We start from the raw sequence: 11,430 nt of genomic DNA, 5'->3' as shown, positions 1-11,430 counted from the left end.
GACATGACCGACCGCGAAGACATGACCCTCACCTCTGCCGGCTACTACGTCTCCCAGGAGGCGCCGATCCGCACCGAGAACCCCATCGCGACGCCGCAGAACACCCCGCCCGACATCCTGCGCTGCGCCTACATGGAGCTCGTCGTCACCGACCTCGCGGCATCCCGCCAGTTCTACGTCGACGTCCTCGGGCTCTACGTGACCGAGGAGGACGACGAGGCGATCTACCTGCGCTCGACCGAGGAGTTCATCCACCACAACCTCGTGCTGCGGCGGGGCCCGATCGCCGCGGTCGCCGCGTTCTCGTACCGGGTCAGGGCCGCAGAAGACCTCGACCGCGCGGTCGAGTTCTACACCGAGCTCGGCTGCGATGTGCGCCGCAACCCGGACGGATTCGTGAAGGGTGTCGGCGACTCGGTGCGCGTGGTCGACCCGCTCGGCTTCCCGATCGAGTTCTTCCACCAGTCCGACCACGTCGAGCGGATGTCGTGGCGTTACGACCTCCACATCCCCGGAGAGCTCGTACGGCTCGACCACTTCAACCAGGTCACCCCCGATGTTCCCCGCGCCGTGAAGTTCATGCAGGACCTCGGCTTCCGCGTGACCGAAGACATCCAGGACGACGAGGGCACGGTCTACGCCGCGTGGATGCGCCGCAAGCCCACCGTGCACGACACCGCCATGACCGGCGGCGACGGTCCACGCATGCACCACGTCTGCTTCGCGACGCACGAGAAGCACAACATCCTCGCGATCTGCGACAAGCTCGGCGCACTCCGCCGTTCGGATGCGATCGAACGCGGCCCCGGCCGCCACGGCGTGAGCAACGCGTTCTACCTGTACCTGCGCGACCCCGACGGCCACCGCGTCGAGGTGTACACGCAGGACTACTACACCGGCGACCCCGACAACCCGGTGATCACGTGGGACGTGCACGACAACCAGCGCCGCGACTGGTGGGGCAACCCCGTCGTCCCGTCCTGGTACACCGATGCGTCGCTCGTGCTCGACCTCGACGGCAACCCGCAGCCGGTGGTCGCCCGCACCGACAGCTCCGAGATGGCCGTGACCATCGGCGCCGACGGGTTCTCGTACACCCGTGCGGATGAGGGCGAGAAGAAGCTGGGCAACCAACTGTGACCCTGTCGCAAGAAGTCATCGCAGAGATCGCGGCGGAGCTCGCGGAGGCCGACCGCACGCACTCGGTGATCCCGCGCATCACGGCCCGATACCCGGATGCCGTGATCGAGGACTCCTACGCGATCCAGGGTGTGTGGCGTGACTCGCAGATCGCGGCGGGGCGACGGCTCGTCGGGCGCAAGATCGGCCTCACCTCCAAGGCGATGCAGCAGGCCACCGGCATCACCGAGCCCGACTACGGCGTGATGTTCGACGACACCGTCTACGAGTCGGGCGCCGAAGTCCCGGTCGACCACTTCTCCAACGTGCGCATCGAGGTCGAGCTCGCGTTCGTGCTGAAGCATCCGCTCGAAGGTCCCGACTGCACGCTGGAGGATGCCCTCGCGGCGATCGACTACGCCGTCCCGGCACTCGAAGTGTTGAACTCGCACATCGAGCTCGAGGGTCGCACGATCGTCGACACGATCAGTGACAACGCCGCCTACGGTGCCATGATCCTGGGCACTGAGCGCCGCCGCCCGGACGAGATCGACTTGCGCTGGGTTCCCGGAGTCCTCTCCAGGAACGGCGAGATCGAGGAGACCGGAGTCGCCGCCGGGGTGCTCGGTCACCCGGCCACCGGCGTCGCCTGGTTGGCGAACAAGTTCCACCAGCACGGCGCGCGCCTGGAGGCCGGCGAGATCATCCTGGCAGGATCATTCACACGCCCGATGTGGGTGTCGCGCGGCGACGAGGTGCTGTGCGACTACGGACCGATGGGAACAATCGCATGCCGCTTCGTCTAGACCCGTCGTTCCGCGAGGGACTCGCGAGCGCCGATCGCGCCCTGATCGGCATGTGGGCGTGCTCGGGCAGCACCCTGGTCACCGAGGTGGCCGCGGGCTCGGGGCTCGACTGGCTCCTCATCGACATGGAGCACTCGGCGAACACGCTCGAATCCGTGCTGCTGCAGCTGCAGGTCGTCGCGGCGTATCCGATCGTCCCGGTCGTGCGCGTACCGTCCAACGACGCCGTGTCGATCAAACAGGTCCTCGACCTCGGCGCACAGAACCTCATCGTCCCGATGGTGTCGTCCGCCGACGAGGCACGCGCCGCGGTGGCCGCCACCCGCTATCCGCCGGAGGGCGTGCGCGGCGTCGGCAGTGCGTTGGCGCGCAGCGCCCGCTGGAACCGGGTGGACCGGTATCTCCAGGAATCCGCGAGGCACACGTCGCTCACCGTGCAGATCGAAACCGCCGCGGGAGTCGCGGCCGCCGCCGAGATCGCCGCGGTCGAGGGCATCGACGCGATCTTCGTCGGCCCGTCCGACCTGTCGGCGTCGATGGGACTCCTCGGACAGCAGACGCATTCCGACGTCGTGGCCGCGGTCGAGACGGTCTTCGCCGCTGTCAAAGACGCCGGCAAGCCGGTCGGCGTGAACGCGTTCGACCCTTCGGCCGCCGACGCGTATATCGCCGCCGGTGCCGACTTCGTGGCCGTCGGAGCCGACGTGGCACTGCTCGCCCGAGCATCCGAAGCACTGGCCGCCCGCTTCATCACCCCGGACGGTTCGGCGCGCGCCAGCTACTGACTCTCTGTTCGAATCGCGCGACTGGTCGCTCCCGGAGGCGTTTTTCGACCATTCGCGCGATTCGAAACACCGCATCCGTGACAGGATCATCTGATGCACATCGCGGCGATGCGGGATCGCAACTTCCGCTGGTTCTTCCTCGCCAGGGCGATCACGATGATCACCGGCTCGATGTCGTCGATCGCGCTCGCTTTCGCGGTGCTCGAGATCGACAATGACGCCCGATCGCTGTCGTTCGTGCTGGCCGCGTTCACCGTCAGCAACATCGTCTTCCTGCTGTTCGGCGGTGTCGTGGCGGATCGGCTGCCGCGAGCGCTGATCATCCAGACCTGCTACATGATCGACATCCTCACCGTCGGCGCGATGGCGGCGCTCCTCTTCACGAGCACGGCGACGGTGCCTCTTCTCATCCTGCTCTCGGTCGTGAACGGGGCATCCACGGCGTTCGTGCTCCCGGCGATGCAGGGCATCATCCCGCAGCTGACGAATCCGGAGAATCTCCAGCAGGCGAACGCGATGCTGTCGTTCGTGCGCTCCGCCGTCACCATCGGGGGTCCGATCATCGCGGGTATCCTCGTCGCCACCGCCGGCCCCGCATGGGCCATGGTCGTGCAGGCGGCAGGCTGGCTGATCGCGATCCCCGTGCTCGCGCTGGTGAAGCTCCCGCCGCCCGGGCACGCCGGTGGCACGTCGATGTTCCACGATCTCCGCATCGGGTGGACGGAGTTCTGGAGCCGTTCGTGGCTCTGGGCGATCGTCCTGGCCTTCATGGTGATGAACGCGATCCACGTCGGTGCCTGGAGCGTCATCGGCCCCTACGTCGCGAAGAACAACGACCTGCTCGGCATCGCCGGCTGGGGATGGGTGCTGAGCGCCGAGGGCGTCGGCGTGCTGCTGATGACGCTGATTCTGATGTGGCTCCCGCTCAAGCGGCCGCTGCGATACGGGATGCTGGGCATGGCAGCCTTCGCGATCCCTATCACTGTGCTCGGTTTGCACCCGGCTGTCGTGCTGCTCGCCATCGCAGCGTTCATCGCGGGCGCCGGCGTCGAGGTCTTCAGCACGGGATGGAACCTCGCGATGATGGAGAACATCCCGGGCGAGAAGCTCTCCCGCGTCTCCAGCTACGACATGCTCGGCAGCTACGTGGCGGTGCCGATCGGCACACTGATCTACGGCTGGCTGATCACCCACGCGGATGCCGCGACGGTCCTGATCGCATCCGGGATCGTGTACGCCTCCGTCGCCCTCGCCACGCTTGCCGTGCCGAGCGTCTGGCGGATGGGAAGGCCTGCCGACGCTCTGACACCCAGGGCCTGACTCTGGCGCATTCATAGCAACACGGGCGAGACTGTCAGCATGACCTTCGCCGCGCTCCAGCCCCTCGCCGACCGTGCCGCCCTGTTCACCGCACTCCGCCAGGATGCTCTCTCCTCCGCCGCCGACGCGCTGGGTGAGCACCGGTGGGACGCGGACATGACAGCCGGCACGATCACCTTCACGGCCAACGCCGACCCGTCCCGCCAGCTCATCGCACGCGCGCACCTGATCGCGACGATCGCTCCGGGTCCGCGGTCGATGCTGTGGGCCTGGGCGCACCCGCAGGGCGACGGCCAGGGTGTTGCTGCGCAGCTGCACGCGTACGGTGCCGAGCACGGCATCGCCGACCTCACGACTCCCGAAGTCCCGTTCCCGGCGGATGCTGCCGGCGACGAGGACTGGATCGCACAGGCCGCGCACGTCGTCGGAGGCGTCGCGGTCGAGCTCACCGGACGCTCGCCGTACTACTCCGCGCCGGTCGGCGGCGGAACCAGAGCGGTCTTCCTGCTCGATGCCCCGCTGGCCCCGCTCGCGGTGTCGGATGCCGTGATCGCGCTGCCGCGCATCCTGTCCGGGCTCACGCTCAACGATGCCCGCACGTCCGTCTGGGATCTCGCCCGCCTCGCCGGCTGGTCGCTCACCTGGACCGACGAGGCGTTCTCCGGCGCCACGGTCGTCGATGCCTCGGGTTCGGCCACGTTCCGCTTCGACGAGCAGGCACGCATCAGCGGGATCGAAGGGTCGCTGCAGACGCAGGGCTGATCCCAGCGCCGCACGCCGCGCCGGAGCAGCGCGACAACCCGGTGGAGGCGCTCACGATGTGGGACTCTGGTCGCATGAAGAACGGAATCGTCCGGTTCGTATCGCTCTATGTGTTCAACGTCGCGGTCCTGCTGCTCATCGGCCTGCTGCTGCGCGGCGTCTCGGTCGGCCTGAACGCGCTCTGGGCGGCGATCATCCTCACCCTCGCCGCGCTCTTCGTCAAGCCGCTGCTGCGTTCGGCGTTCCGCAAGTCCGCCGCGAAGTCCGCCGGCGATCGCACGAAGACCGGCGAGAAGGTCGTCCAGTACGTCCTCGTCTATGTCGTCGAGCTGATCGTCTGGGTGCTCACGGTGTGGCTGAGCGGGGTGCGGTCGTCGAGCTTCTGGGGTTACGTGATCCCGCCGCTGCTGCTTCTCGTCGGTTGGGTCGTCTACGACCAGATCGACGACAAGCTCCACGCCAAGGCTGCGCAGGTCTACGACGCGGTGCACGCCCGTGTTCGCGGCGGGTCGAGGCCCGCGGCATCCGCCCCGGCATCGCCGACTCCAGAGACGCGCGAGACGGCCGCCGCTCGAGACGAGCTCAAGGATGGGCTGACGCCCGAGCAGCGACGCATGTTCGACGAACTCGGCTGAGGCGCGGCAGAAACCTCGCAGAACGACACGAACCTCGCAGGGAATCGGCTGATTCCCTGCGAGGTTCGTGCCGTTCTGCGCAAATGCGCGCGCGGATGCCGTCAGGCGAGCCGTTCGGCCGCCTCGACCACGTTCGTCATGAGAAGCGCGACGGTCATCGGCCCGACTCCGCCGGGGTTGGGCGACAGGTAGCCCGCGACCTCGGCCACATCGGGGTGCACGTCGCCGAAGACGAGGCTCTTGCCGGTCTCCGGATCGCTTTCGCGCGTCACGCCGACGTCGAGAACCGCAGCCCCCTGCTTGACGTCCTCCGCGCGGATGAGGTGCTTGACGCCGGCCGCTGCGACGATCACGTCGGCCTCGCGCAGGTATCGCGGCATGTCGACGGTTCCGGTGTGCGTGAGCGTGACCGTGGCGTTGAGGTCGCGCCGCGTGAGAAGCAGCCCGATCGAGCGCCCGATCGTGACGCCGCGGCCGACGACGACCACGTGCTTGCCCTTGAGGTCGTAGTCGTTGCGCAGCAGCAGCTCGATCACTCCCCGCGGCGTGCACGGCAGCGGGGTGTGGATCGGCGCGTTGACGTTCAGCACGAGCCGCCCGAGGTTGGTCGGGTGCAGGCCGTCGGCATCCTTCGCGGGGTCGATCCGCTCGAGGATCGCATCGGTGTCGATGTGCTTCGGCAGTGGGAGCTGCACGATGTAGCCGTGGCACGCCGGGTCGGCGTTGAGCTCGTCGATCAGCGCCTCGACGTCGGCCTGCGTGGCGTCGGCGGGCAGCTCGCGCTGGATCGAGTTCATCCCGATCGCCTCGGACTGCCGATGCTTCATGCCCACGTAGAGCTGGGATGCCGGGTCGGCCCCGACGAGCACTGTGGCGATTCCGGGCGTGATGCCCTTGGCCTTCAGCGCGGCGACGCGTTCGGTGAGCTCGGCGCGGATCTCGGCCGCGGCCGCCTTGCCGTCGAGGATGGCAGCGGTCACTGCTGCAGGTCCGGGTAGAGCGGGAAGCCGGCGGCAAGCGTATCGACGCGCGCACGGAGGGCCTCGACGTCGGCGCCGGGGATGAGCGCCAGCGCGATGATGTCGGCGACCTCGGTGAACTCGGCGTCGCCGAAACCGCGCGTGGCGAGCGCGGGCGTGCCGATACGCAGACCCGAGGTGACCATCGGCGGACGCGGGTCGTTCGGCACGGCGTTGCGGTTGACCGTGATCCGGATGTCGTGCAGCAGGTCTTCGGCCTGCTTGCCGTCGACCTCGGCGTCGCGCAGGTCGACCAGCACCAGGTGCACGTCGGTGCCGCCCGAGCGCACACCGATTCCGGCATCCTTCACATCCTGCTGCGAGAGGCGCTCAGCGATGAGCGCGGCACCGCGCAGCGTGCGCTCCTGACGCTCGGCGAACTCCGGCGTTGCGGCGAGCTTGAACGCGGTCGCCTTCGCGGCGATCACGTGCATGAGCGGTCCGCCCTGCTGGCCCGGGAACACCGCGGTGTTGATCTTCTTCGCGATGTCGGCGTCGTTGGTGAGAATGAAGCCCGAGCGCGGGCCGCCGATGGTCTTGTGCACGGTCGACGAGACGACGTGGGCGTGCGGCACCGGGTTCGGGTGCAGGCCCGCGGCGACGAGGCCGGCGAAGTGGGCCATGTCGACCCAGAGGAGGGCGCCCACCTCGTCGGCGATCGCTCGGAAGGCCTCGAAGTCGAGCGTGCGGGGGTAGGCCGACCAGCCGGCGATGATGACCTTCGGCTTGTGCCGGAGGGCGAGCTCGCGCACCTCGTCCATGTCGATGATCGAGGTCTCGGGGTCGACGCCGTACGCGACGATGTCGTAGAGACGGCCGGAGAAGTTGATCTTCATGCCGTGCGTGAGGTGGCCGCCCTGGTCGAGCGAGAGACCGAGCAGCGTGTCGCCGGGGCGGGCGATCGCGTGCAGGACGGCGGCGTTCGCGGAGGCGCCGGAGTGCGGCTGGACGTTCGCGAACTCCGAGCCGAACAGGCTCTTCGCCCGCTCGATGGCGAGCGACTCGGCGACGTCGACCTCTTCGCAGCCGCCGTAGTACCGGCGGCCGGGGTACCCCTCGGCGTACTTGTTGGTGAGCACGGATCCCTGCGACTGCAGCACCGAGACGGGTACGAAGTTCTCGGATGCGATCATCTCGAGGAACGTCTGCTGACGCTTCAGTTCGCGATCCAGAACCTGTGCGATCTCGGGATCGACCTCGGAAAGCGGGGCGTTGAAGTAACGGTCGGTCATGATGACTTGCTCCTCTGACAACGGATTCGAAAGGGTGTACCGATCGGCCCAGGCGCGCGGTCGAATTCCGTGGTCGGTCGCTCCCCGGTGGTAGTCCACCCAGACGCCAGTTGCGACGGTTACGAGCATAGCGGATCGGCGCTGTCCGCTGTCTCCCCCCGACTGCGCCGTCGCGTCACTCGACCCCTACGACGTGGACGTCGGCGTGGGTGCCCGGGACCGTGGCCAGTTTGCGGTCGATGGTCAGCACTCGTGCTTCGAGCGCCTCCCCCAACGCAAGATACGCCGCGTCGTAGGCCGTGGCATTCATGGCGAGGTCGCCGATGCGCGAGAGGAACGGCGACACCGGGAACAGCACCAGTTCCATCCGCCGCAGCAGCGCGAGTTGCCCACGAAACTCTTCGTCGGTCGTCAGGCGGGCGAGTCGGAGCCCGCGAAGAGCATTCGCGACTTCCGTCGGGCCATGCGCAGGCATCACCCAATCGCCGTCGCCCATCATGACCTCGCGCACCTGATGCCCCCGATCACCGACGTCGGTGATCGCCTCGACCACGGCCGACGCATCGAGGACGATCACGAATCGTCCGGCTTGCCCAGCGCGTCCATGATGTGGCCATCCCGTTCGCCCCGACCTTCACGGATCAGCTCCGCGATGCGGTCGGACGATCTCTCTCCCGAGACCGGAATCGGTGCGATCGAACGCAGGAACTCACGGTTTCGTGACTTCCTCGCCTCGACTTCCAGGACTTCGCGAAGGAACACCTGCAGGGATTGCCCGCGCTCACGCGCCGCGCGCATCAGATCATCTCTGATCGCGCCCGGCACGTCGCGCACTTGAATCGCCACCATGCGAAGGAGGTTAGCATGCAGATTTGCATGCAGAATCTTCGAGGTCGACATGGGAAGAAGATAGCGAGGGTGAGAGCCTCTCCGCGGAGGTTGTCCACAGGCGGACGGAGTCGCCTCCGGGTCACCCTCACGACATTCGCAGAATCGATTCGACTTCCCCCATTCCACTGGACGTTACCGCCCGGTAGGTTTTGTTCATGGTCTTTACCCATTCCCTTCCGCTCGTGCCAGCACCCGTATCAGCCGCCGCAGGAGAGGGACGGATGCCGATCACCGCGACGACGCGCGTGCACGGCTCCTCCCCCGCGTCTGCACAGTTGATCGACGCCGTCGCGCGCCGCAGCGGCATCCGACTCTCCCTCGTCACCACGGCCGACGCGGAGATCGAACTCCGCATCGACCCGACCGTCGCGGCCGCCGAGGGCTACACGCTCACCGTCGACGATCGCGTCGTGATCGTCGGCGCCGACGAAGCCGGGCTCTTCTACGGCGTGCAGACCCTGCTGCAGCTGCTGCGCGAGGACGAGAGCGGCTGGGGCCTCCTCCGCGCAGAAGTACGGGACGCTCCGCGGTTCCCGAGGCGCGGCGTCATGCTCGACGTGGCCCGGCACTTCTTCGGCGTCGATGACGTGAAGAAGTTCATCGACAGCACGAGCGCACTCAAGTTCAACCACCTGCACCTGCACCTCAGCGACGACCAGGGCTGGCGCGTGCACATCGACTCGTGGCCACTGCTGACCGAGCGGTCCTCGGCGACGTCGGCGGGCGGCGATCCCGGCGGCTTCTATTCGAAGGACGACTACCGCGAGATCGTGGCGTACGCCGCCGCGCGGCACGTGATCGTGATCCCCGAGATCGACCTGCCCGGGCACACGCACGCGATCGGCGTCGCCTATCCCGAGCTCGTCGAGGCACCGGTCATGAACGACGGCCTCATCTCGGAGTCCGCCCGACTGGGACAGCCGCTCCCCGTGGCCGGCGAGACCTACCTCGGGTGGGGTGTCGGGCACTCCAGCGTGCGGATCCACGAGGAGCGCACGTACGACTTCGTGCGCGACGTCGTCCGCGAACTCGCCGAGATGACCCCTGGGCCGTACATCCACATCGGCGGCGACGAGTCTCTCGGCACTCCCCAGGCCGACTTCGACCTGTTCGCGGAACGCGCGACGGCCATCGTCGTCGAGGCGGGAAAGACTCCGGTCGCCTGGCACGAGATGGGCTCGGCGGCGAACATCGCCGAGGGCACCGTCGGCCAGTACTGGGGCAAGACGGTCCCGGAGGGCACGCACGCCGAGGAGGGAAAGCACTTCGTCGAACGCGGCGGCGCGCTGATCATGTCAGCCGCGAACGTGACCTACCTCGACATGAAGTACTCCGAGGACTTCCCGCTCGGGCTCACGTGGGCGGCGATCATCGATGTCCGCACCGCCTACGAGTGGGAGCCGACCGCCGTGCTCGATGTGCCGGACTCCGCCATCCTCGGCGTCGAGGCCCCGCTCTGGTCCGAGACCACCCGCACGTTCGGCGATGTCGAACGACTGGTCTTCCCGCGCGCCGCGGCGCAGGCGGAGGTCGGCTGGTCCCCGAAGAGCGCGCCGGAGCGGAACTGGGAGTCGTTCCGCTCACGGCTCGGCGCACTCGCGCCCCTGTGGAAGGCTGAGGGGGTCGACTTCCACCCCGCAGACGAGATCCCCTGGAGCGAACGTTGAGCATCCATTCCTCCGCGACCGGTTCGCTGGTCATCCATTCCGCTCGGATCGTGGATCGCGGTGAGATCACCGAGAACGGGTGGGTGCGCGTCGAACACGGAATCGTCGTCGCCCGGGGCTCCGGTTCTGACTGGACGCCGGCCGACGAGGTCATCGACGCGGTGGAGGCGGCGGGCCCCGATGCCGTCCTCACGCCCGGTTTCGTCGACATCCACGGTCACGGCGGCGCCGGCGCCGCCTTCGACGACGGCGTGGAGGCGATCCGCACCGGACGCGCCCTGCACCGCTCACACGGCACGACCCGCGCGGTCATCTCGCTCGTCACGGCGACGATCGACGACCTCGCGCGCAGCGTCGGGACCATCGCCGACCTGATGGAGACGGATGCCGACATTCTCGGCTCCCATCTGGAAGGGCCATTCCTCGACCCCGGGCACCACGGCGCGCATGAGCCGTCACTGCTGCGCGCGCCTGCGGCCGACGACGTCGCCCGCCTGCTCGAGGCCGGCCGCGGCACCATCCGGCAGGTCACGATCGCCCCGGAACTGCCCGGCGGACTCGACGCGATCCGTCAGATCGTCGCCGCCGGCGCCGCGGCAGCGGTCGGCCACACCGATGCGGACGCTGCGATGGCCGTCGCCGCGTTCGAGGCCGGTGCGTCGATCCTCACCCACGCCTTCAACGCGATGCCCGGCATCCACCATCGCGCGCCCGGACCGGTGCTCGCCGCCGCCGCAGACCATCGTGTGGTGCTGGAGGCGATCGCCGACAACGTGCACCTGGATCCGCACGTGATCAAGCTCGTCTTCGACTCCGCTCCCGGCCGGGTGGCGCTGATCACCGACGCGATGGCTGCCGCGGGCAGCGCCGACGGACACTACGACCTCGGCACGGTGAGCGTCACCGTCGAGAACGGCGTCGCGCGGGCGGATGACACCGGATCGATCGCCGGGTCGACGCTCACGCAGGACGTGGCGCTGCAGCGGGCGGTGCAGGCCGGCGCATCGCTGCCCGAGGCCGTGCGCGCACTCACCGAGACGCCGGCACGAGCGGTGGGCCGCGACGCGGTGCTCGGCAGTCTGCAGGCCGGCATGACCGCGGACGCGGTGCTGTTGGATGCGGAACTGCGCGTCGCGCGCGTATGGGTGGGGCCGCGGCTGCCCTGAAAGGAGCCACGCCTCGCGCGTCGACGCG

Annotated in this window: 12 protein-coding genes and 1 riboswitch; of the genes, 8 read left to right on the top strand and 4 right to left on the bottom strand. The window is 68.4% G+C overall.

Going from position 1 to position 11,430, the window contains the following annotated elements; all coding sequences use genetic code 11:
• Positions 1–3 precede the first annotated feature (3 nt).
• From hpaD to V5D55_RS12120, 6 genes are all read left to right on the top strand, one after another.
• Positions 4–1,140, top strand: a complete 1,137-nt coding sequence (hpaD, locus tag V5D55_RS12145; protein ID WP_435743343.1) for a 3,4-dihydroxyphenylacetate 2,3-dioxygenase — start codon at positions 4–6, stop codon at positions 1,138–1,140.
• Positions 1,141–1,142: 2 nt separating this feature from the next.
• Positions 1,143–1,925 (top strand): 2-keto-4-pentenoate hydratase, encoded by a 783-nt coding sequence (locus V5D55_RS12140; protein WP_435749290.1) that lies wholly within the window; start codon positions 1,143–1,145, stop codon positions 1,923–1,925.
• Positions 1,910–2,710: an HpcH/HpaI aldolase family protein gene (locus V5D55_RS12135; protein ID WP_435743341.1), complete on the top strand. Its 801-nt coding sequence runs from the start codon at positions 1,910–1,912 to the stop codon at positions 2,708–2,710. The genes V5D55_RS12140 and V5D55_RS12135 overlap by 16 nt, the downstream gene beginning before the upstream one ends.
• 93 nt (positions 2,711–2,803) lie before the next feature.
• A complete protein-coding gene (locus V5D55_RS12130; RefSeq protein WP_435743339.1) occupies positions 2,804–4,030 on the top strand; it encodes an MFS transporter in 1,227 nt (408 codons plus the stop codon).
• Positions 4,031–4,069: 39 nt separating this feature from the next.
• Complete coding sequence (locus tag V5D55_RS12125; protein WP_435743337.1) at positions 4,070–4,792, top strand: DUF6882 domain-containing protein; 723 nt, start codon at positions 4,070–4,072, stop codon at positions 4,790–4,792.
• Between the two features lie 74 nt (positions 4,793–4,866).
• Positions 4,867–5,427 (top strand): hypothetical protein, encoded by a 561-nt coding sequence (locus tag V5D55_RS12120; RefSeq protein WP_435743335.1) that lies wholly within the window; start codon positions 4,867–4,869, stop codon positions 5,425–5,427.
• 101 nt (positions 5,428–5,528) lie between these two features.
• On the opposite strand, the gene V5D55_RS12115 is transcribed toward V5D55_RS12120, so the two are convergent.
• From V5D55_RS12115 to V5D55_RS12100, 4 genes are all read right to left on the bottom strand, one after another.
• Positions 5,529–6,407: a bifunctional methylenetetrahydrofolate dehydrogenase/methenyltetrahydrofolate cyclohydrolase gene (locus tag V5D55_RS12115; RefSeq protein ID WP_435743333.1), complete on the bottom strand. Its 879-nt coding sequence runs from the start codon at positions 6,405–6,407 to the stop codon at positions 5,529–5,531.
• Positions 6,404–7,678, bottom strand: a complete 1,275-nt coding sequence (glyA, locus tag V5D55_RS12110; protein ID WP_435743331.1) for a serine hydroxymethyltransferase — start codon at positions 7,676–7,678, stop codon at positions 6,404–6,406. Before glyA ends, V5D55_RS12115 begins: the two co-directional genes overlap by 4 nt.
• Positions 7,679–7,717: 39 nt before the next feature.
• Positions 7,718–7,802, bottom strand: a riboswitch (ZMP/ZTP riboswitch).
• A 51-nt stretch (positions 7,803–7,853) separates the two neighbouring features.
• The gene (locus V5D55_RS12105) at positions 7,854–8,255 is read right to left on the bottom strand and encodes a type II toxin-antitoxin system VapC family toxin (RefSeq protein ID WP_435743329.1); all 402 of its coding nucleotides are present in this window, start codon (positions 8,253–8,255) and stop codon (positions 7,854–7,856) included.
• Positions 8,252–8,578 (bottom strand): hypothetical protein, encoded by a 327-nt coding sequence (locus V5D55_RS12100; protein ID WP_435743327.1) that lies wholly within the window; start codon positions 8,576–8,578, stop codon positions 8,252–8,254. The genes V5D55_RS12105 and V5D55_RS12100 overlap by 4 nt, the downstream gene beginning before the upstream one ends.
• Positions 8,579–8,724: 146 nt before the next feature.
• Between V5D55_RS12100 and V5D55_RS12095 the strand changes: the two genes are divergently transcribed.
• Both V5D55_RS12095 and nagA read left to right on the top strand, forming a co-directional pair.
• Positions 8,725–10,236, top strand: a complete 1,512-nt coding sequence (locus tag V5D55_RS12095) for a family 20 glycosylhydrolase (protein WP_435743325.1) — start codon at positions 8,725–8,727, stop codon at positions 10,234–10,236.
• On the top strand, positions 10,233–11,402 hold the full coding sequence (nagA, locus tag V5D55_RS12090; protein ID WP_435743323.1) for an N-acetylglucosamine-6-phosphate deacetylase: 1,170 nt from the start codon (positions 10,233–10,235) through the stop codon (positions 11,400–11,402). Before V5D55_RS12095 ends, nagA begins: the two co-directional genes overlap by 4 nt.
• The last annotated feature ends 28 nt before the right edge of the window (positions 11,403–11,430 follow it).

The organism is Microbacterium sp. PMB16, assembly GCF_051294855.1.
GTDB lineage: Bacteria > Actinomycetota > Actinomycetes > Actinomycetales > Microbacteriaceae > Microbacterium.
The sequence above is the reverse complement of the archived record's forward strand: the minus strand, read 5'-3'. Positions and strand labels throughout refer to the sequence as shown.

Excerpts from the sequence above, each read along its gene's own strand:
- hpaD (WP_435743343.1), top strand. The coding sequence starts at position 4 with ATGACCGACCGCGAAGACATGACCCTCACCTCTGCCGGCTACTACGTC.
- V5D55_RS12135 (WP_435743341.1), top strand. The coding sequence starts at position 1,910 with ATGCCGCTTCGTCTAGACCCGTCGTTCCGCGAGGGACTCGCGAGCGCC.
- V5D55_RS12130 (WP_435743339.1), top strand. The coding sequence starts at position 2,804 with ATGCACATCGCGGCGATGCGGGATCGCAACTTCCGCTGGTTCTTCCTC.
- V5D55_RS12125 (WP_435743337.1), top strand. The coding sequence starts at position 4,070 with ATGACCTTCGCCGCGCTCCAGCCCCTCGCCGACCGTGCCGCCCTGTTC.
- V5D55_RS12120 (WP_435743335.1), top strand. The coding sequence starts at position 4,867 with ATGAAGAACGGAATCGTCCGGTTCGTATCGCTCTATGTGTTCAACGTC.
- glyA (WP_435743331.1), bottom strand. The coding sequence starts at position 7,678 with ATGACCGACCGTTACTTCAACGCCCCGCTTTCCGAGGTCGATCCCGAG.
- V5D55_RS12100 (WP_435743327.1), bottom strand. The coding sequence starts at position 8,578 with ATGTCGACCTCGAAGATTCTGCATGCAAATCTGCATGCTAACCTCCTT.
- V5D55_RS12095 (WP_435743325.1), top strand. The coding sequence starts at position 8,725 with ATGGTCTTTACCCATTCCCTTCCGCTCGTGCCAGCACCCGTATCAGCC.